Source organism: Silvibacterium sp. (assembly GCF_047605705.1).
GTDB lineage: Bacteria > Acidobacteriota > Terriglobia > Terriglobales > Acidobacteriaceae > Silvibacterium.
The window spans coordinates 12,892-34,048 of the sequence record NZ_JASGFD010000026.1 but is presented as its reverse complement, the minus strand read 5'-3'; the positions used below and the strand labels follow the sequence as shown (position 1 = coordinate 34,048).

The following is a 21,157-nucleotide window of genomic DNA, read 5'->3' as shown; positions in this document are numbered from 1 at the left end:
GGAGGAACCTGCAGTTCTCTTTGCACAAACGAGGATACTGATACCCCATCCAGGCTCTGTTTTGGGGGAGCGCAGAAATCACCCTATCTTGCGAAGAACTGCAGGTTCCTCCACTGCGCTCCCTGCGGTCGCTTCGGTCGGAATGACAAAGCTGTTTGGAGTTTGTGCTTCCCCACTCAAGCCAGAAGCGGGCTTGGATGGGCGGTTGAGGCTCTATCTGAGCCCTGAGCTACTGATCCGCCAGCGTTTCGAGGTCGGGTGAGGCGAGACGCGTGTCCGTGGGGCGCACGTGGAACTTCTTCGGATAGAAGACGACCTGCGGCGTCCACGTGGCTACCATCTTTACGCTGTCGCGATCGATGCGCATGGGAGTGATGACCAGGTGCGGCAGCTGTCCTTTGCCTTTGAGATAGCCATGGCAGCCGAACCACAGGTCGCCGTCCGGGCCGATGAAGGGCGAGCCGTGTCCGAGCTGGCCGTAGGGGACGTCAGATTTCTGCGTGTAGGCGTGTTTATAGATCTTCGCCCACTCTTCATCCTGCGCGCCGTAGATCGGATTGTTGCGTGATTTGCGCCAGGGGCCGCTGATGGTATCGGCGGTTGCCTCCCCCACCTCGTAGCCGCGTCCCCAGGAGGAATACAGCAGGATGTAGGTGTGGCCGTGCTTCATCACGGTCGGGCCTTCGAGTCCGACGGATGGCCCTCCCTTGGCGGGGCCATCCCATGCGCCATCGGTGCCGGGCTGGATGACCGGGAATGGCTGCCCGATGGTGGCGGCGTTTGCCAGGTCGACCTGCGTGGCGGTGACGCCATCGCGGAAGAGATAGATTTTGCCGTCGTCATCCTGGAAGAGCGTTGCGCCGTTGCCTTCCGTGAGTGGCTTGTCCTCGGTGAGCACCTTGTAGGGGCCGGTGATCTTGTCGGCCACGGCGAGAGCGATGCTCTCGGGGCTGTCCGGCGTCTCGCCGAAGGGGCAGGAGAAGGTCAGGTACCACTTGCCCTTGTACGGAAAGAGCTCGGGAGTCCAGAAGCGGCGGCGGTACCAGTGGTCCTTGCTGGGAGTGATGAGGAGGCCGAGGTCTTTCCAGTGGGTCAGGTCGGTGGAGGACCAGAGCTTGACGCCGGGAATGGGGCCGGCGGAGGTGCCGTCAAAGAAAGGAAAGGCAGTGCCGGTCATGTACCAGGTGTCGCCGACCTTGGTGATCTGTGGATCGCGGATCGGGTCGCTCTGGATGGGGTTTGCGTAATCGAAGTGCGGGTCTTTGCTGCTGGCCAGCGCGGGCTGCGGCGCGACGCAGGCGACAAACAGGGCAATCAGGCTCAGAAGGCGCAGGCGCTGGAGAAAAGTGGGGGCGTTCCGGTACGACACGATCTCTTCCTCTAAGAACCCGCGACGAGGCTTCCGCGGGCCAGGCAAATTCCAGATGATCCGATATCAGATTAGATGAGCGGGCAAAGCAATCGAAGCAGTGCTGGCGCAGGGATTTGTCTCCAGGCATCTGGTTTCAAAACGGAGATTTGTCCCATCTAACGGAAGGGACACCGATTGAGGCGTGATGTTGCGTGGAAGCGCTTTGTTTTCATAGAGGCGGGGGCGGCCGAAGGTAGGGACGCGATATAACTGAAAGCGAAGATGCCTGCCACGCTGTCCATCGCCATGATCGCGCGCAACGAGGAGAAGAACCTCCCGCGCACCCTTTCAAGCGTCCGCTGGGCCGATGAAATCGTGATCGTCGACTCCGGCTCGGTGGATCGCACCCCGGAGATCGCCCGCGAATTTGGTGCGCGCCACTCCTTCAACCGCGATTTTCGCGGACATCCCGAGCAGAAGACGATCGCCATCGGCAAGTGCACGAAGGATTGGATCCTGCTGCTGGACGCGGACGAGGTGGTGAGTCCGGAGCTGGCGAAGGAGATCCAGGAGACGATCCAGAACCCGCAGTACGAGGCCTACTGGGTGCCGCGCCTCAACCTGTTTATGGATCGCTGGATTCGCCACGGTGGCTTCTATCCGGACCACAAGCTGCGCCTCTTCCGCCGCGGTTCGGCGGTGATGGAGACAGGTGTGGGTCCGCATGGCACGCCGCAGTTCGAGGGGCCGAAGGGCACGCTCAAGGCTGACCTGATCCACTACGCGTATCCGGATTTTGAGCTATACCTGAGCCACATGAACGACTACAGCTCGGAGAATATCTACGCGCTGGTGAAACGCGGCAAGGGCAAGTCGCTGGGTGCTTTTTTGTGGCTTGGAGTGCTGAACCCGGTGATGACCTTCGTGAAGAATTACTTCTTCCGGCTGGGTTTTCTCGATGGCACGCAGGGGTTGATCTATCACCTGAACCACTCGGTATATATCCACTGGAAATATGCCAAGGCCTGGTACGCACAGAAGCCGAAAGAGGTCGAGCCTTAAGCTGCTACACGCAGGGCGATCCGCCTTCGGCCTCCGCTTCCATTGGTCGCGATCCGGGGTATGTTGTTCTCCCGCCCAGGCGGAGCTTGGACGGGGCACGCTTATCCTTGCTTGCTGAAGAGAACTGCAGGTTCCTCCACTGCGCTCTCTACGATCGCTCCCGGTCGGAATGACAAAGATCGAAAAGGCTGTTACCGCCAAGGCCAGATCGTCCAGCGTTTCTCCGCGCTCTGGATGAGGTACACGGTGAAGATCGCCATCAGCGGTTCCAGCGGATGGCGGAAGCGCGCCGAGATGGTCACTGCGTAATAGGTAAGTGGCAGTACGGCGAAGGCGCAGGCGTAGAGGCCCGCAGCCGGGATGCGACGGCGCAATGCGAGCGCGAGGCCGAAGAGCCCGAGCAGCGTGGTGATGTCGAAGTTGATGTCCGGCCCGTATTCCTTCATGACGCCGCGCGTGGTGGTGCGGGGCAGTCCAGCCCAGAAGTAGTAGGCGCGCAGCAGGCTGATGTGCAGGAAGTGGCCGACGTGCTGGCCGATGTAGGCCTTCGCCTTGTCGCCGCGCATCTTCGAGTAAGGCACCTCGCCCATCGAGCGATAGAGCGCAAACTGGCCGGGGTCCATGTAGGGATGCTCGAAGCCCATCTCGAGGCCGTCCGAGCCGGGACCGTTGCCGAGATAGAGCTCCACACCGAAGTTCGAGCGCAGCGGCACGAAGGCGTGCAGGGACTTCCAGTTGCGATAGGTCCACGGCGCGACGCAGGCGATAAAGATCAGCGCGGCGGCGACGGCTTTCACCGCCTGCGACTGCCAGTCGCGCAGCGGGCAGCCGAAGACGATCCACAGCCCGCAGATAGGCAGGAAGAGCAGCAGCGAAGGATTGGTGAGTGCGATGACGGCCCAGACAAAGCCGAAGCCTAGCCATTCGCCGAGCGTCGGAGACTCATGGCGTTCCTCGCCTATGCCGCGCATGCGCAGCGCGAGCACCAGCACCAGCGAGAAGAGAAACGCGGTGAGCGCCGTCTCCCACACCCACTTGACGGCGTACTGCATGGCTGCCGGATAGATCGCCCAGATCCACGTGGACCATGTGGCCACGCTGCGGCTGAAGGAGCGCCGAGCGATCTCCCACACGGTACGTACAGTAAGTGCGGAGAAGAGGCTGTTGATAGCCAGGAGCACCCACGCAGAGAGGTTCGAGTACACGCCGAAGAGCTTGAAGCTGGCGGCGATGAGCAGAGGATAGACAGGCGGCAGCCATGCGGTGGGTCCGGTGTGTCCGTGGAAGGGATCACCGTAGCCGTAGCCTGTGGCGAGCGCGTGGCCGATGCGGCCCATCTCATGCCCGAAGGAAAAGTGGTCTTCAATCGCGGGGAAGCGCCAGGTGTGCGCGACCGTCATGTAGACGATGCGCACGGCGAGCGCGATCCAGAAGGGCAGCCACGGCGCGCGGAACTCATCGCGGGCAAGAGTCTTCATGCTGCTTCATGCTTTCTGCGCGGCTGCGCGGACTGGAACAGGTACACGGTGAAGATGGCGATGAGCGGCTCCAGCGGATGGCGAAAACGTGCAGCCACGGTTACAAAATAGTAGGTGAGCGGCAGCAGCAGGAAGGCGCAGGCGAAGAGGCCCGAAGCCGCGATGCGATTCTTCAGCGATAAGAGCAGGCCCAGCACGCCGGCGACGCTCAGGAAGCCGTAGTCGAGTTCGCGGAAGAACTCGCCCTCGGCATGCTTCTCGACTGGATGCGGCACACTGGCCCAGAAGAAGTAGAAGCGCTTGAGCGAGATCGCCGCATAGTGCGCGTGGTGCGTGGTCATGTAGGCATGCCACTTCTCGCCCTGCTGGCGCACGTATTCGACTTCGCCGAGAGCCTTGTAGCGCATTGTCTCCGGGTTGCGCTCTTCGAGCGGCAGGGTAGCCATGAATGCAAAGCCGTTCGAGCCGGGACCGCTGCCTGCGTACATCTCCGCGCCCATATTGCCGCGGATCGGGATGAGTTTGTGGAAGACTGCTGCATTGCGGGCGATCCATGGCGTGAGAATGGCGAGGAAGACGACGCTCGCAAGCGCAGCCTTGCCGATGGAGGCCGTGAGACGCTGTGCGCCGAAGAGAATCCAGAGCCCGCAAATCGGCAGGAAGAGCAGCAGCGTGGCATTCGAGAGCGAGATGAGGCCCCACAGCAGTCCGAACCCGAGCCAACGCGCGGTTGACTGCGCGTCTGTATCCGTCTCGCTCTCGCCGATGTTGCGCATGCGCAGCGCCAGTGCCAGTGCCCAGGTGAAGAGCATCGCGGTGAGCGACATCTCCCATACCCAGTGGATGGCGTACTGCAGCGCGGCGGGGTACACGGCCCAAAGCCAGGCCGACCACTTTGCCACGCGCTGGTTATAGCAGCGTGTGGCAATCTCGTAGATAAAGAGCGCGGTCGCGGCGGAGAAGAGGCTATTCAGCGTGAGGAGAATCCATGCCGAGAACGCGGTGTAGACGCCGGTGAGCTTGAAGACACCGGCGATGAGCAACGGATAGAGCGGCGGAACCCACGCGGTGGGACCAGTGTGCCCAACGAAAGGATCGGCATAGCCGTAGCCTGTGGCGAGCGCGCGGCCGATGCGGCCCATCTCCCAGCCGAACTGGAAGTGATCCTGCGCGAGACGGATCTTATAGGTGTGGCCGATGGTGATGACCAGCACGCGCAGCAGGAATCCGGCCCAGAAGATAACCCAGGGGGCGCGAAAGCGGTTCGATGTTGTAACTGTAGCTGTCACGAATTCCCGTTATGCCCGCGCAGCCGGAATACGGCGCCGTTCGGCGGATTGGAAGAGATAGACCGAGAGGATCACGATGAGCGGCTCGAGCGGATGCCGGAAGCGTGCCTCCACGGTGACGAAATAATACGTGAGCGGCAGCAGCGCGAAGGCCCATGCGAAGAGTCCGGCTGCAGGGATGCGCCGCTTGAGCGCGAGCAGCAGTCCGAGCACACCGGTGATGCTGGGCAGGCAGTAATCGAGTTGGCGGAGAAAGTCGAGAAACCAGTGCTTGTCGGTAGGATGAGGCACGCTGGCCCAGAAGAAATCGAAGCGCTCGAGCGAGAGTGTTGCGAAGTGTCCGGGATGCGCAGCGATATAGGCCTTGGCAAGCTGGCCGTGCTCGCGCACGTACTCGATTTCGCCAAGCTGCTTGTAGAGCTTATGCTGCGGCTCCTGCTCGGGCAGGCCAATGAGGGCGCCGTAGCGGAAACCCATGGAGCCGGGGCCGTTGCCTGCGTAAAGCTCCGCGCCGAAGTTCGAGCGCATGGGTACGAAGGCATGCAGGGCGCGTTCGTTGCGAATGATCCACGGCGCGATGATGGCAATGCAGAGAATGCCTGCGGCCGTGGCCTTTGCGATCGCCTGTGGAAGCTTTGCGCTGCCCGCAAGCAGCCATAATCCACAGATGGGCAGGAAGAGGAGCAGCGTCGAGTTCGAGAGCGCGAGCACACCCCACAGCAGTCCAAAGAGAAGCCATTGGCCGAGCGTGGCTTCGCGGCGAGATGCTTCTCCGATGCCGCGCATGCGCAGCGCCAGCAGCAGCACCGCGGTAAAGAGCGCGGCGGAGATGGCCGTCTCCCACACCCAGCGCGTGGCGTATTCCATTACTGTCGGGTAGAGTGCCCAGATCCAGCCCGACCACACCGCGACCTTGCGGTTGAAGCAGCGCGCGGCGATCTCGTAGATCCACACTGCAGCCGCCGCGTTGAAGAGACTGTTGATGACAAGGAGCACCCAACCCGCGAAGAGGGAGTAGACGCCGAAGAGCTTGAACGCCCCGGCGATGAGCAGCGGATAGGCCGGTGGCACCCACGCCGTGGGGCCGGTGTGCCAGTTAAAAGGATCGGCATAGCCGAAGCCGGTAACCAGTGCGCGCGCGACGCGTCCCATCTCATAGCCGAACTTGAAGTGATCGGCGTAGGCAGGGAAGCGATAGGTGTGCGCGACAGTGATGTAGAGCACGCGCACGAGGAAGCCGACCCAGAAGAGAGCCCATGGTGCGCGTAGAGAGGATGCGCGGAGTGAGCGCGTCTGCTCCGGCTTCATTGCGCGGTGTGTCCTGAACCCGGGCTGCGCTCTTCAATGTAGCGCTCGATGGTCTCATCGAGCACGCCCTTGGCTTCGAGGATGAACTCAACCGCATCGCGGCCTGCGCCATGGCCGCCGGGGCTGGGCGTGACCCAGTGTGCCGCGGCCTTCACCTGCGGACGCGCGCTGGCGACGGCGATGGCCAGTCCGCAGACGCGCATGACAGGCAGATCGATGATGTCGTCGCCGACGTAAGCGATCTCCTCGAGCGTGACACCTTCCTTCGCCATCATCTCCTCGACGGCCTGCATCTTGTGGGCCTGTCCCATGTAGACGTGGTCGAGGCGCATGTCGCGCGCGCGCAGAGACACGGCCTCGGACACACGTTTGGTGATGATGCCGACGCGGATGCCGGCAAGGCGTGCGAGCGAGACGCCGGAGCCGTCATGTGCGTTGAAGCCCTTGGCCTCAATCATGGTGCTCGATGCGAAGGCGAAGCCGCCCTTGTCGGCCAGTGACTCGGCGTGCGCGGCAGTGGAGAGCGCAGCCGGAGGCGCGGGAAAAAGCCAGATGCCGCCGTCGGTGAGGACGCCGTCAACATCGAAAAGCAGCAGGCGAATGCGGCGGGCGCGGTCTTCCGCGCTCAGCGTTGCGGATGCGGGCATATATCCGCATTTTACGTGCTCGCTGCATGACTGGAGATTCAGAAGAAGCTGCGGATGGGAGGTTTACCAGGAACCCTCTGCGCGAGCTCAGGCACCGTAGCTGCGGCTCTCTTCGGCTGTTTCCCACGGGTAGGTCTGGAAGGGCAGGAAGGTGCGTTGAAAGAAGGCGTCGTCCACGATGTAGCACTCACCGTCTTCGCCCTTGATGATCCACTGCCCGCGGCGCACATGGCGAAAACCCATATCCGTGGTGATGGTCTGGTCAGCCTGGCATTGCGTGGCGTCAACAAGAAGCGGACGGCAGGTACGGAAGCTACTCATATGTCCTCCGCCGGAGATCCCGGCACCTCTGATTCAAATTCCTTGCTCATAAGGGCCGCTGCAAGGCTTTCTAAAGATTTCGTCAGGGCAATTTACGGATGAGGCGGCATCGGAGCTAAGTTGTTGAAGGCGAAGAGGAGACGAAAATCGGTCTAGAATAGCCGAATGCCACCCTCTGAACTGCCTTCCCCGCCTGTTTCCGTGCCCGCGAGCCTGCGCTGGGCGCATCCGGTGGTGCAGGAGTGGTTCGTGCGCCGCTTCGGCACGCCCACCGAGCCGCAGGAGGAAGGCTGGCCGCACATTCTGGCAGGCAAGCCGGCGCTCATCTCCGCGCCCACCGGCAGCGGCAAGACGCTTGCGGCGTTTCTCATCGCGATCGATTCACTGCTGCGGCAAGCGGTCGAGGGGCGGCTGGATGCGGCGACCCAGGTGGTTTATGTCTCGCCGCTCAAGGCGCTCTCGAACGACGTGCAGAAGAACCTCGAAGCGCCGCTGCGCGAGATCCAGGAACTGGCGATGACCCGCGGCTATCTCTGTCCACCGATTCTTGCTGCGGTGCGTACCGGCGACTCTCTGCCGGCCGAGCGGCGCGCCATGCTCAGGCAGCCGCCGCACATTCTGGTGACGACGCCAGAGTCGCTTTACATCCTGTTGACGTCTGAGAAGAGCCGGCAGAACCTGCGCCGCGTGCGCACGGTGATCGTGGATGAAATCCATGCGGTGGCCGACGACAAGCGCGGTTCGCACCTGGCGCTTTCGCTGGAGAGACTGGACGCGCTAGTGGCTGGCGAGAATCCGCTCGCGCCGGGTGATTTCATCTTTGGGCACACTGCGCCGCAGCGCATCGGGCTCTCGGCCACGCAGAATCCTATCGCGCTGGTTGCGGATTTTCTTGGCGGCTCGCGCGGCGCGGAAGTCGAAATCGTGCAGACCGGACAGCGGCGCGCGCTCGACCTGGCGATTGAAATTCCGAACGAAGAGCTTGGTTCGGTGGCGACGACGGGCGTGTGGGAGAGCATCTACGCGCGGCTGGTCGAGCTCTCGGCCGAGCATCGTTCCACGCTGGTCTTCGTGAACACGCGGCGCATGGCGGAGCGGCTGGCCTTCGCGCTGGGTGAGCTGATCGGCACGGAGAACGTTGCCGCGCATCACGGCAGCCTTTCGCGCGCGCTGCGGCTTGAATCCGAGCGGCGATTGAAAGAGGGTGAGATTCGTGTGCTGGTGGCCACGGCTTCGCTGGAGCTTGGCATCGATATCGGCTCTGTCGATCTGGTTTGCCAGATCAACACGCCGCGCGCGATCGGCGTGGCGATGCAGCGTGTGGGCCGTGCAGGACACTGGCGTGGTGCGACGCCGAAGGGCCGCTTCTTCGTGACGACGCGCGACGACCTGATGGAGACGGCGGCGCTGACGCGCGCGATGCGCTGCGGCGTGCTCGATCGCCTGGAGATTCCTGCCAAGCCGGTCGATGTGCTCATGCAGCAGATCGTCGCGGCCTGCGCGGCCGAGCCTTGGGAGGAGCAGAGGCTATTTGAATTATTCAAACGGGCGCAGCCGTATCGCGATCTCACCTGGGCGGAGTTCGACGAGGCGCTCTGTCTGCTGAGCGAAGGCATTGAATCGAGCCGCGGACGCTATGGGTCGTACCTGTTGCGCGACCGCGTGCATGGGCAGATTCAGGCGCGGCGCGGGGCGCGTATCGTTGCCGTGACAAACGGCGGCACGATTCCCGATCTGCCGTTGTTTCACGTCATCATGCAACCGGAGGGCGTGCAGATTGCGACGCTCGACGAGCATTTCGCGGTGGATTCGTCGCCCGGCGATGTGATTTTGCTCGGCAATACCAGCTGGCGCATTCAGAAGATCGAATCGAGCGGGCACGTGCATGTGGAAGACGCACACGGGCAGCCGCCGAGCCTGCCCTTCTGGACGGGCGAAGCGCCGCAACGCACGTGGGAGTTGTCGCAGTTCGTCTCCGCGCTGCGCTGCGAGATCGATGCGCGCACGCCGAATGTCGAGCCGGGTTATATCAGCCAGTCGCATGAGGAGGTCGCGGCGACGACTGCATGGCTCAAGGAGACATGCGCGGTGCATGACTCCGCAGCCGAGCAGATGATTGGCTACGTGGCCGCGGGGCGTGCGGTGCTGGGCACGGTGCCATCTGTAACCACGATTGTTGCAGAACGATTCTTTGACGAAGGCGGAGGTATGCAGTTGATCCTGCATGCGCCTTTTGGAGGTCGCGTCAACAAGGCGTGGGGGCTGGCGCTGCGCAAGCGATTCTGTCGTGGATTTAACTTCGAGCTGCAGGCTGCGGCCACAGATAACGGGCTCAATATCTCACTGGCGGAGCAGCACAGCTTTCCGCTGAGCGATGTCTTCCAGTTCCTGACGACGCATACCGCGAAGGAGCTGCTGGAGCAGGCTTCACTGGCCTCGCCGATCTTCAAGTCGCGCTGGCGTTGGGATGCATGCCGGAGTTTGCAACTGTTGCGGTTCCAGAAAGGCAGGAAGGTGCCTCCGCAGATCATGCGCACGCGCTCCGAGGATCTTCTGGCCAGTGTCTTCCCGCAGGCTGCTGCGTGCTTCGAGAACATCGAGGGCGATATCCAGATCCCCGACCATCCGCTGGTGCGCGAGGTGATGCGCGATGTGCTGCAGGAGGCGATGGATCTCGAAGGTCTGACAAGGCTGCTCGCGGATATGGACTCTGGCGCAATCCGTTGCGTAGCCATCGATACGACGACGCCCTCCGTCTTCGCGCATGAGTTGCTGAATGCGAATCCGAATGCCTTTCTCGATGAGGCTGGGCTTGAGGAACGTCGCGCGCGCGCCGTGGCCATGCGCGGCATGCTGCCGGAGCAGGCGCTGGGCGAGGCGGGGCGGCTCTCCCCTGCGGCCATCGAAGAGGTGCGTGCGCAGGTGTGGCCCGATCCGCGCGACGAGCATGAGCTGCATGACCTGCTATGTGCGCTGGTGATCGTGCCGCAGGATGTCACGGATGATCCGCGTACAAGGCATTGGGGACCGCTCTTCGCGCCGCTTGAGCGCAATCATCGCGCCGGGCTTGTGGTGGCCGGGGGACGGGAATACATCGCCGCTGCGGAGCGATTGGCGGAGTTGAAACTGTTGTGGCCGGATGCTGCACATGATCCATACCTGGCGGAGCTGTCGACGAAGATCGCGAGCGCGGACGAGGTACTGCGCAAGGCCATGCAGGGATGGATGGCGCTCCTTGGGCCTGTGACATCGCGGAGCCTCGGCGAGCGGCTCGGTGTTGCAGCATCGGAAGTGTGGAAGCAGATGCTGGTGCTTGAGACCTCGGGCACGATGCTGCGTGGATGCTTCGATCACCCTCCATCCACCGAGCCGATCGCGGATGAAGATGTGGAGTGGTGTGAGCGGCGGCTGTTGCAGCGCATCCACAAGCGGACTCTGAACTCACTCCGCAAGCAGGTTGAGCCGGTCACGCCGGCGGTCTACATGCGCTTCGCGCTTGACTGGCAGCACCTCGGTGCGCAGCGGCAGCTTTCCGGCGAGCAAGGGCTGCTCGAGGCGATCCGCGGGCTCGAAGGATTCGAGGCTCCGGCGGTGGAGTGGGAGCGGTCCATCTTCCCGCAGCGCGTGGCGAACTACGATCCGCGCTGGCTCGATGCATTGACGTTGACCGGCGTCGTCGGCTGGGGGCGCATCTCGCCGCATCCGGCCTTCGCGACGGTGGATGGCGGCGGTCCTCGCCGCATCGTGCCGACCGGCATGGCGCCGATCACCTTCTTTCTGCGCGAAGAGGCGTTGTGGATGGATTTGTGCCTGCAACAGCGACAAATACCCGAGGCGAATCTTGAGGCGTGCCTGAGCCCGCTGGCGAATCGTCTGCGCTCATGTCTCGGCGATCGAGGAGCGATGTTCCCGGCAGAGCTGGCGCGGCTTTCCGGCGCGCCGGGAGAAGAGACGGCGCTGGCGTTGTGGGAGCTGGTGGCTGCCGGGCTGGTCACAGCCGATGGCTTTGACAGCCTGCGGCAGCTGGTGGATCCGCGTCGCAAGCAGATATTCGCACAGCCTGCGCGTGTGCGTTCCGCTGCGCAAAGCCGGAATGCCGCCGGACGCTGGAGCATGCTGGCGCAGGCTCCGCTGTTCGATGAAAGTGTGGGTGAGGCGGCGAAGCGGCGCGAGTCGGAGATCGAATCGGCTTGTGTGACGCTGCTGCGGCGCTATGGCGTGGTCTTTCGCGATCTGTTAACCCGTGAAACATCGATGCCGCGCTGGCGGGATCTCGTCGGCATGTATCGGCGCATGGAGGCGCGTGGCACGGTGCGCGGTGGGCGCTTCGTTTCGAGTTTCAGCGGCGAGCAGTTTGCGATGCCGGAGGCGCTGGAGATGCTGCGCGAGGTGCGCCGCAGGCCGCAGCCTCCGGCGCCGATCACCTACGCCGCGGCCGATCCGATGAACCTTGTCGACATCGTGATTCCAGGTGAGCGCGCGGCGGCTGTTCCGGGGAAGACGGTGACGTGGCCGTCGAATGAAGCACAGGAAGAGTCTTCCAAAGAGACAGCGTTGCCCGTGCCCGTAAGCCTCTTCCCGCTGGCTGCCGTGCCGCGCGAAGGCGAAGCATATGCCTGAAGAAGAGCAGTTGCTGGAAGGGCGCGACTATTACATGGACGGTCCCTATCTCGTCTTCACCACCGAATATCACCTGCGCCGTGGATATTGCTGCGGTTCGGGATGCCGCCATTGCCCGTGGCGTGAATCTGTAACGGAATCCGATACAGACTCCGCATCCTCGAAATAAAACGGCCTGCGCTCGTAAAGAACGCAGGCTGTTTTTGTGAAACGGTGGACTACGATCCGCTTGTCACGATGTGGATCTCCGCACCCTTGCCGTCGTCGGGGATGGTGATCTGCCATGCGCTCCGTGTGGGCGCCTGTCTCACTTCCAGATCCTGTCCCGCGGACTGCGCCTTCGGGCGATTCGGGAATCCGTATACCTCGAGCTGTACCTCGCGCCACCAGGCTGGATAGCTGCCCTGGTGCGCGCCGATGCTCACCGTGAGGCCGTCGGGCGTAGCTGTGCATTTCGCCTCCATACGGAGCGACGCGCCATGCTCAAAGTCGTAGGAGATGCCGTCGTCGTCATAGACGGTGCCGGCACAGGCCTTCTCCGCGTCGGGATAGACACGTAGCGTGAGCGGGCCGTTCGGCTTCTCCACGGTGCTTTGCGTAAGCGGCTGCTCGGGAATGATGGAGCCGCCGCGCGCGTATACGGGCAGGACTTCGAGCGTGGGTGTGATGGTGACGGGATTGGTTGCGTCGTTAAGTTTCTCGATGCGCGCCCCGGTCCAGTAGTCGTACCAGATGCCCTTCGGGAAGATGACCGGATAGTCGTCTGTCTCTTCAGGAAAGCGTGGCGGCGCGACGAGCAGATCCGCGCCAAACATAAACTGGCCGGGTGCATCGAGATCGATGGGGTGATGGTCGGCTGCATCGTTGGGGAAGTCGAGGAAGAGCGGACGGACCACAGGAAGACCGGTCTGCGACATGGTCTTGACCGTCGTGTAGAGGTAGGGCATCAGCTCGTAGCGCGTTTCGACATAACGGCGACGGATGGCTTCATGCGTGCCGCCGCCGACCCAGGGTTCCTGCGGCTTGCTGGTATCCACGGTGTGGTCGCGATCGATGGTCTGGAAGGCGCCGACCTCGAACCACTTGGTGAGCAGATCCATCTGCGGTGAGCCGAGGAAGCCGCCGACATCGGCACCGGCCATGGCGAAGCCGCTCAGGCCGAGATTCTCGAGCGTCGGTGTGGTCAGGCGCAGGTGATTCCAGGTCGAGCTGTTGTCGCCAGTCCACGTGGCGGCGTAGCGCTGGCCGCCGGCATAGCTGGCGCGGGTGAGCACAAAGGGGCGCTCGTTCGGGCGCAGCGTCTTCAGACCTTCATAGGTACCTTCGGTCTGTAGCATGCCGAGGATGTTATGAATCTCGAGATGGTTGGTGACGCGATCTTTGAAGCCAAAGTCCTGGTCGCCGCGAATATTTTCGAGCGCTTCGTCGGGGATCGTCTTATTCGGCGTGTTGAAGACCGAAGGCTCGTTCATATCGTTCCAGAAGCCGGCGATGCCTTCCTTCGCGAACTCGGTGTAGAGTGTGCCCCACCATGCGCGCGTGTCCGCGGCGGAGTAGTCGGGGAAGACGGTGTTGCCGGGCCACACCCAGCCGACGAAGTCCTTGCCGTTCGGCATCTTGATGAAGCGGTTCTGCGCCTCGCCTTCGTCGTAAGGCTTGTAGCCGGCGTTGGGCAGGCTGGCGATGTGCAGATCGGTGATGGCGACGACGTGGATGTTCTCGTCCTTCAGCTGCTGGATCATCTGCTCGAAGGATGGGAACTTCTGGCGGTCGACGGTGAAGGGCCGGTGGTTCTGCTGGTAGTCGATGTCGAGGTCGATGCCGTCGACGGGAAACTTGTCGTCGCGCAGGTGCTTCGCGATGTCGAGCACGTTCGACTCGGGCACATAGGAGAAGCGCGACTGCTGATAGCCGAGCGTCCACTTGGGCGGCATAGGCGTATTGCCGGTGAGCCACGCGTAGTCCTCGGTGACTTGCGCAGGCGACGGGCCATACATCAGGTAGTAATCGATGGGGCCGTTGACGGAGCCGAAGCTGTACTCGTGCTCGCGGTCCTTGCCGAAGTCGAAGCTGGCGCGCCAGGTGTTATCGAAGAGCACGCCGAGTACGCGGCCTGCGCGCCACGAATAAAAGAAGGGGATGCTTTTGTAGATCGGGTCGGTAGATTCGGACCAGCCGATATCGGTGTTCCAGTCGACGAAGCTCATGCCGCGGCGGTCGAGCGGGCCGGGCTTGTCGCCGAGGCCAAAGAAGTGCTCGTCGTTGTCGAGGTCCATATAGAGGCGGAAGTTCGAGCCGTCATAGACGGGTGCTTCGGCCTGCTGCTGCAGCACGTTGCCGGAGAGGTCGCGGACGGTGAGGCGCATCTCGTTATCGACGGAGATCTCGACCGACTTGGTGCGGAAGCCATGGGGCGTCGCCGTGACCGAAGAGCGGGCGGCGCGGCGATCGGCGAGCACGGCCCAGGACGCGTCTTCGGGGCGATGGTCCTCGCGCCATTCGCGGACACGCAGGATGTCGTCGCGCAGTGCGGTGACTTCAATGGTGAATGCATTGCCGGTCACCTGCATGCCGTTCGGCGTGGGATGAACGGTCTGGGCGTGGCCAGCTACCAGGGCAGAAGAGAAGAAAGCAGCGGCAAGCAGCGCTCGTCCCGCCGGGAGAAATATAGACGACATGCCCTTATTCAATGGGGCGGCAGAAGCGGCGTCAACCTGCGGACCCCGGCAGGTTGGGATTTGTCTCCATCTTCTGATCGATACCCGAGGTAATCTGCTCACCCTTATACTGCCTCGCGAACCACCCTTGGCGGAAAACGTGACCACACCAACGAATGCGACGAGTCCTCCGAATCCGAGGCGTCCCCGGCGCGGAACCTACCGGCCGAAGCCCGAGACTCTGGCCCTGCTCAAGACATCCGGAAACGCGATCAACGGCCTTGGAGAGACGCAGGTGCGCCGTCCTTCGCCGTTCTTCTGGCATCCGCCCGATAAGCATCCGTGGGGCGGCCTGCAGGTTGTCGCGCGCGAGAACTCTCGGAAATGCCCAGGCTCGGCAACGGCCTTCCAGGCCGCATACAGCTATCCGGAGCTGATTCCGGTTGCGGCTGAGCGTGCGGCAGCGACGCCGCAGCAGTTCTCGGAAGAGCTGAAACGGTTTGCGCTGACGCATGAGGCGGATGACGTGGGAATTGCGGCGATGGACCCTCTCTATGTGTTTGAGGGATACACCATCGAAGAGCCGTGGGTGATCGTGCTGGGGCTGGCGCATAACTATGACCGGCTGAAGGAAGTTCCATCCGACGAGACAAACGGCGTAGGCGTCTGCGATGTCGGGGACCAGTATGCGAAGGGTACACGGTCGTCGTATGCGCTCGCGAACTGGATCCGCGCCCAGGGATATAAGGCCGATCCGTATCCGGGGCCTTCCGCAGGCGCGCTCGCGCTGATTCCTCCGGCGATTGCGGCGGGGCTCGGCGAGCTCGGCAAGCACGGGTCTCTCATCAGCCGGCACTTCGGCGCGGGCGTCAGGCTGGCTGGCGTTACGACGGATATGCCTCTGGTCGCCGATGGCCGGGACATCTTCGGCGCCGATGATTTTTGCGCGAACTGCCAGGTCTGCACCAACGCCTGCCCTCCGGCGGCGATCGCGCCGCAAAAGCAGATGGTGCGCGGGGTCGAGCGCTGGTACGTGGACTTCGACAAGTGCATTCCGTTCTTTGTGGAGGCGGCCTCGTGCGGCATCTGCATAGCGGAGTGCCCATGGACGCGGCCGACGGCGCGGCCAAAGCTGCTGGCAACGATGGCGCGGCGGCTGGATCAGAGTGAGAAGGAGCAGGCCGAGTCGGAAGAAGTCGGGCAGAAGCGATGAGCGAAGAGTCTTCCCTGGCCGCGAGCGAAAGCTCGATCCACTATGCCGGATGGGGTGTGACTGCGGCTGCGTTTGCCGGAGTGATGGTGAGTTTTGCGCCCATCGTTCCCTATACCTTCAGCCTATTTCTCAATCCACTGCACGCATCTTTCGGCTGGAAGCGCGAGGCGATGAGCGGAGCCTTCGCGCTCGCCGCAATGACGTGCGCGCTGGTCTCGCCCGCGATCGGCCTGCTGCTCGACCGCTTTCCACCACGGCGCATCCTGCTGCCTGCCATCGTTCTCTTTGCCGCAGCGCTGGCCTCTCTGAGTCGGATGGGGTCCGGCATCGGCCGCTTTTATCTGACCTATTTCGTGCTGGGACTGGCGGCGAACGGCACCGCGCAGTTTGCCTACACCCGCACGGTGCTTACGTGGTTCGATCGCCGCCGGGGATTCGCGCTGGCGCTCATTCTTACGGGCAGCGGCGTGGGGGCGCTCATCATCCCGCCGTTGACACAGTGGGTGATCCAGCACCATGGCTGGCGAAGCGCATACCTGATGCTGGGCAGCATCGCGCTGCTGGGCATTCCGCTGACCGCGCTGCTGGTGCGCAACCGCCCGGCCCCGGCGCAACAGATCGAGAAGCATGTCGAGCCGGGAGCGACGATCGGCGCGGCGCTGCGGAGCTGGCCGTTCTGGATCCTGGCGATCATCATCCTGCTTTCGGCCTTTAGCGAGAACGGCCTTGTGACCAATCTCTCGGCGATTCTCACGGAGCACGGCATCGCCGCCTCCGCTGCGGCGCTGGCGTTGTCCGTGCGCGGAGGCGCGGGGATTGTGGGCAGGCTCTGCTCCGGATATCTCCTCGATCGCTTCCCGGCGCAGCGTATCCAGACCTGCATCCTGCTGCTCTCCGCCGCCGGAACCCTGATTCTTGCCTACGCGAAAACGCCAGCAGTGTCTCTTACAGGCGCGACGCTGCTGGGGATAGGGCTGGGCAGCGAGGCCGACGTGGGTCCGTACCTGCTCTCGCGCTACTTCGGACGCAGGCATTTTTCGGTGCTCTATGGCTTCACCTGGACGGCATATGCCATCGGAGGCGCTACCGGCCCTATGACGATGGGGCACCTCTACGATCGCGCCGGAGCGTATTTGCCGGTCTTCATCGTAGGTCTCGCAGGCGTATCCCTGCTGGCGGCGCTGTTCAGCCTGTTGCTGGTTCCGACCGGATCGGCAGCCGTGGAAGGTGCCGATCCGTCGTTATCCGGGTCGTGGCCGCTTCCAGCCACCGGCCAGGAGCCCTGAGCAGTGTCAAAAATCCACCGGAAGGTGGAGGCGCGCCTGGGCGGATAGGCCGATGATGAACGGCGCATTTACTTCAAGGATGTGAGGAATCGAATGGCACATATCGCGCTGCCCCCGGGGCATATCGGCATACGCGGAGCGATGGCGTTCCGGCCAGAGACTGCGCGGCCCATGAACGATCTGGTGGAGATCCTGTTGACGGGGCCGAGCACGCTGACAAAGGGAGAGCGGGAACTGATCGCGACGCACGTGTCGAATCGCAACCGCACCACCTTCTGCCACAACGTTCATGGCGCCATCGCGGCGGCCCACCTCGGCGGGAACGAGGCGCTGGTGCAGCAGGTGAAGACCGACTATCTCCAGGCGGAGATCAGCGCCAAGCTGAAGGCGCTGCTCACGATTGCAGGCAAGGTGCAGCAGGACGGCAAGCTCGTTACACAGGAAGATGTGACGGCTGCGCGGAACGAAGGTGCGACCGACCTCGAGATCCACGACACGATCCTGATCGCCGCTGCATTCTGCATGTATAACCGCTACGTCGACGGCCTGGGGACCGAGCAGCCGAACGATCCGGACCTCTATCGCGAGCGCGGCAAGCGCACGGCCCGCGATGGGTATATCTCGTCCAGCGCCGAATATCTCGCGCGGAAAAACTAACTTCTACCGTTCTATCTTCACCAGGAGATCCGTCATGCCACACATTGCATTACCAGAAGGAATCCCCGGAATCGCGGCCGGCTTTGCCTATCGGCCGGAGACGTCCAAGCCCATGCGCGAGTTGGCGCATATCCTGCTGCACGAGCCCGGTACACTCACACCCGGCGAGCGGGAGCTGATCGCCACCTACGTTTCTTCGCGGAATCGCACGCACTTCTGCGCATCCAGCCATGGCGCCGCCGCGGCGAGCCACCTTGGCGGTTTCGAAGCCGTCGAGGCGATCAAGGCCGATGTTGAAACGGCGCCTGTCAGCGCGAAGCTCAAGACGCTGCTACACATCGCAGGCAAGGTGCAGCAGGACGGCAAGCTGGTGACCCCGGCCGATATCGAAGCCGCACGCAAAGAAGGGGCGACTGATCTCGAGATTCACGACACGGTTCTGATCGCTGCTGCCTTCAGCATGTACAACCGTTATGTCGACGGCCTCGGAACATGGCAGCCCGAAGAGCAAAGCATGTACACGCAGATGGGCAAGCGTCTGGCTGAGGTGGGCTATCGCAACCCCGGGCTCGAGGCCGGCGCATTGAAAGAGCGCGAGACGGCGAACGTCTAAATACGTGAACTAGATACGTGATACAGGTCTGAATAGGTGTGAGTGCAGGGGCAGCATCGTTTCGCTGCCCCTGCCTCATTGCTCGCGCAGAAGCATCATGGGATCGACGGCCAGAGCGCGGCGTGCCGGGAGCCACGTGGCAACAAGCCCGATGGCGAGCATCGTCACCAGGACGCCGGCCAGGATCAGGGGATCGCGCGGAGTGGCCTGATAGACGATCGAGGAGAGCACGCGCGCGGCCATCACGCCGAGTACGAGTCCTGCGAGGGAGCCGATCGCCAGCAGCCGGAAAGAGCGGCCCAGCGCTGCTGCCAGCACCTTCCTCTGGTTGGCTCCAAGCGCGATGCGGATGCCGAGTTCGCGCAGCCGCTTGCTCACCGTATAAGAAGCCATGCCGAAGATGCCGGTGATCGCAAGCATGGTGCCGAGGATTCCCATCACGCCCAGAGCCACGGTTGCTACACGCGCGGCAAAGAGCGCCGAGTCGAGCTCGCTGTTCCAGGTGTGGATGTCGAACGGCAGTGTTGGGTCAAGACCGCGCAGGACCCGCGAGAGCGCCGCGGCGGTCTCCTGCGGCTCGCGCCGTGAGTGAACGATCAGCCATGTGTCGGAACCGCGCTGCTGCTGAAAGGAAAAGAACATCGCGGTCTTCTGATCCTCGGTGAGCGTCTCGTATTTGCCGTTTTCGACGACACCGACAACCAGTACGCGCTCGCCTCCCCAGACTTTGAAGTGGCTGCCGACGGCTTTCTGTACTGAGCCGAAGATCTTCACTGCGAACTGGCGGTTGATGACGGCGACGAGGGGATTCGGATCCACATCGTTCACGGTCAGCATGCGTCCGGCCAGTAGGGTAGTTCCGGCGGCCCGGAAATAATCCGGCGAAACGTTGAACTGCTGCGCATCCGTCGCGGTATTGGTTCGCCGGTAATCTGTCGTCGAGTCATAAAAGACATCGGAGTCGCTTCCCCCGATGCTGAGCGGGAGCCTGTCGGCAATGCCCACGGCGGTCACGCCGGGAATGGCCGCCGCAGCCTCGATCATCTTCTTCTGCATCGGCACCCACTGGTCGCGCTCATAGCCGGCCATCTTCAGGTCGACCTTGGCCAACATGACGTTCGCCGGTTGAATGCCGTAACTGCTTTCGAGCGAACGGGCGAGCCCGCGGACGGCTACCAGTGAAGAGGTAACGAGAACGGCGCAGATGGCGATCTGCAGGCCGAGCAGGACATCGCGCACGGTCAGACGCCGGCCGCCGCTGGTAGTCGCTCCGCCGGAGCGGATGACCTGCCATGGATCGCTGCGCAATACCTGCCGCACCGGCACGATGCCGAAGAGCAGGCCGCTGAAGATGGCAAGTCCGATTGCAAGTGCGTAGGTCATCGCGTCCGGATTCACCGGCACATTGATCGGGATATTGGGGATGGGACGCCAGGTGCTCAGCAGGCGCAGCAGCGTGACAGCTCCGACCATGCCGACAGCGCCGCCGATGAGCGAAATCACGACAGCCTCGGTGAGCAGCTGGCGGAGGATCAGCTGCACGCGCGAGCCCAGCGCCATGCGCACGGCGATCTCGCGCGAGCGGTCGGCGGCGCGCGCCGCAAACAGGCTGCCGAGATTCGCGCAGGCGGCGAGCAGGATCAGGCCGGCCAGCAGCATGAGGCCGGACATGAAGGCGCGCGTTGGCTGGCCCAGCGTGTTGCCGACCAGTCCCGGATGCGAAAGCGCGAGCTTCAGCCCGTCATCCTCTTTCGGATGCTCTTTGGCCAGGGAGGCAGCGATGGTGTTGAGATCGGCGGCACCAGCCTCCGCAGTGACCCCGGGCCTGAGGTGGCCTATCGTCCACGCATAGTGGTCGCCGCGATTCTCAAGCGGGTCCCAGTCGCCGATCTCTGGCTGGTCGACGAGGGGCGCCCAGATGTCGGGCGCAAAGAAGAGCTCCGTGCCGCGGAAGCTCTGCGCAGCCACGCCAACGATGGTGAAGGGATGCTTGTTCAGTTGAACGGTGCGGCCCAGGATGCCGGGGTCGCCGTGGAAATAGCTGTGCCAGAGCGCGTAGCTGAGGACGATCTCCTGCACGCTGTTCTTGCCGTGCTCTTCCGATGCATGGATAAAGCGGCCGAGATAGGGCTGAACGCCCAGCGCATCGAAATAATTCCCCGACACCATGTAAGGCCACACCACGAGAGGGCTGCCGCTGCCGGTGTCGAGCCCGATACCGCCCGGAATACTGTAACTCACCAGCTGGTCGAAGCTACGGTTGCGGTCGCGTAGGTCACGGTAGTCGGGATAGGACTGCGAGGGTGAGGTGTTGGCTCCCGTTCCGCGCTCGACCATGAAGAGGTTTTCCGAGTGCGGCACGTTGAGCGGACGCAGGACCAGCGCGTTCAACACGCTGAAGACGATGGCGTTTGCGCCGATGGCGAGCGCCAGCGTGAGTATGGCGGTGATGGCAAATCCGGGGGACTTCCTCAGCTGACGCCACGCAAGTTTCAGATCGGAGACCATGCCTGCTCCCTCAACGATGGATTGGGATGAGTCGCTTCCGGGCCTAAATCTTGAGTACGTCAGCTTTCGGCCAGGAGTTCCGTTGGTGGCGGAGATATTGCGGAGTGCCGAGCTATTTTTCGCCGCACAAACGCCGACGCCACGGTC

The 21,157-nt window shown here is 63.0% G+C and carries 15 protein-coding genes; 7 read left to right on the top strand and 8 right to left on the bottom strand.

The window, feature by feature from the left end; translation table 11 throughout:
* Window positions 1-229: 229 nt before the first annotated feature.
* Window positions 230-1,369, bottom strand: a complete 1,140-nt coding sequence (locus tag QM649_RS11040) for a glycoside hydrolase family 43 protein (RefSeq protein ID WP_415199095.1) — start codon at window positions 1,367-1,369, stop codon at window positions 230-232.
* Between the two features lie 264 nt (window positions 1,370-1,633).
* Between QM649_RS11040 and QM649_RS11035 the strand changes: the two genes are divergently transcribed.
* Window positions 1,634-2,413: a glycosyltransferase family 2 protein gene (locus QM649_RS11035; protein ID WP_415199094.1), complete on the top strand. Its 780-nt coding sequence runs from the start codon at window positions 1,634-1,636 to the stop codon at window positions 2,411-2,413.
* Window positions 2,414-2,604: 191 nt separating this feature from the next.
* On the opposite strand, the gene QM649_RS11030 is transcribed toward QM649_RS11035, so the two are convergent.
* From QM649_RS11030 to QM649_RS11010, 5 genes are all read right to left on the bottom strand, one after another.
* Entirely contained in the window at window positions 2,605-3,891 is a 1,287-nt protein-coding gene (locus tag QM649_RS11030; protein WP_415199093.1) for an ArnT family glycosyltransferase, read from the bottom strand.
* Complete coding sequence (locus QM649_RS11025) at window positions 3,888-5,180, bottom strand: ArnT family glycosyltransferase (RefSeq protein ID WP_415199092.1); 1,293 nt, start codon at window positions 5,178-5,180, stop codon at window positions 3,888-3,890. Before QM649_RS11025 ends, QM649_RS11030 begins: the two co-directional genes overlap by 4 nt.
* 9 nt (window positions 5,181-5,189) lie before the next feature.
* Window positions 5,190-6,488: an ArnT family glycosyltransferase gene (locus tag QM649_RS11020; RefSeq protein ID WP_415199091.1), complete on the bottom strand. Its 1,299-nt coding sequence runs from the start codon at window positions 6,486-6,488 to the stop codon at window positions 5,190-5,192.
* Window positions 6,485-7,135, bottom strand: coding sequence for a KdsC family phosphatase (locus QM649_RS11015; RefSeq protein ID WP_415199090.1), 651 nt, complete (start codon window positions 7,133-7,135; stop codon window positions 6,485-6,487). The genes QM649_RS11020 and QM649_RS11015 overlap by 4 nt, the downstream gene beginning before the upstream one ends.
* A gap of 87 nt (window positions 7,136-7,222) precedes the next feature.
* Window positions 7,223-7,456, bottom strand: coding sequence for a hypothetical protein (locus QM649_RS11010; protein WP_415199089.1), 234 nt, complete (start codon window positions 7,454-7,456; stop codon window positions 7,223-7,225).
* Window positions 7,457-7,621: 165 nt separating this feature from the next.
* Here QM649_RS11010 and QM649_RS11005 point away from each other — a divergent pair, with 165 nt between their 5' ends.
* Both QM649_RS11005 and QM649_RS11000 read left to right on the top strand, forming a co-directional pair.
* Window positions 7,622-12,076: a DEAD/DEAH box helicase gene (locus QM649_RS11005; protein ID WP_415199088.1), complete on the top strand. Its 4,455-nt coding sequence runs from the start codon at window positions 7,622-7,624 to the stop codon at window positions 12,074-12,076.
* Window positions 12,069-12,245: a DUF5522 domain-containing protein gene (locus QM649_RS11000; RefSeq protein ID WP_415199087.1), complete on the top strand. Its 177-nt coding sequence runs from the start codon at window positions 12,069-12,071 to the stop codon at window positions 12,243-12,245. The genes QM649_RS11005 and QM649_RS11000 overlap by 8 nt, the downstream gene beginning before the upstream one ends.
* A 49-nt stretch (window positions 12,246-12,294) precedes the next feature.
* On the opposite strand, the gene QM649_RS10995 is transcribed toward QM649_RS11000, so the two are convergent.
* A complete protein-coding gene (locus QM649_RS10995; protein ID WP_415199086.1) occupies window positions 12,295-14,754 on the bottom strand; it encodes a TIM-barrel domain-containing protein in 2,460 nt (819 codons plus the stop codon).
* Window positions 14,755-14,893: 139 nt separating this feature from the next.
* On the opposite strand from QM649_RS10995, the gene QM649_RS10990 reads away from it, so the two are divergent.
* From QM649_RS10990 to QM649_RS10975, 4 genes are all read left to right on the top strand, one after another.
* Entirely contained in the window at window positions 14,894-15,946 is a 1,053-nt protein-coding gene (locus tag QM649_RS10990; protein ID WP_415199085.1) for a 4Fe-4S dicluster domain-containing protein, read from the top strand.
* Window positions 15,943-17,232, top strand: a complete 1,290-nt coding sequence (locus QM649_RS10985; RefSeq protein WP_415199084.1) for an MFS transporter — start codon at window positions 15,943-15,945, stop codon at window positions 17,230-17,232. Before QM649_RS10990 ends, QM649_RS10985 begins: the two co-directional genes overlap by 4 nt.
* Window positions 17,233-17,325: 93 nt before the next feature.
* The gene (locus tag QM649_RS10980; RefSeq protein ID WP_415199083.1) at window positions 17,326-17,889 is read left to right on the top strand and encodes a carboxymuconolactone decarboxylase family protein; all 564 of its coding nucleotides are present in this window, start codon (window positions 17,326-17,328) and stop codon (window positions 17,887-17,889) included.
* A gap of 34 nt (window positions 17,890-17,923) precedes the next feature.
* The gene (locus tag QM649_RS10975) at window positions 17,924-18,502 is read left to right on the top strand and encodes a carboxymuconolactone decarboxylase family protein (protein ID WP_415199082.1); all 579 of its coding nucleotides are present in this window, start codon (window positions 17,924-17,926) and stop codon (window positions 18,500-18,502) included.
* A 75-nt stretch (window positions 18,503-18,577) separates the two neighbouring features.
* On the opposite strand, the gene QM649_RS10970 is transcribed toward QM649_RS10975, so the two are convergent.
* On the bottom strand, window positions 18,578-21,010 hold the full coding sequence (locus tag QM649_RS10970; RefSeq protein ID WP_415199081.1) for an ABC transporter permease: 2,433 nt from the start codon (window positions 21,008-21,010) through the stop codon (window positions 18,578-18,580).
* Window positions 21,011-21,157 lie beyond the last annotated feature (147 nt).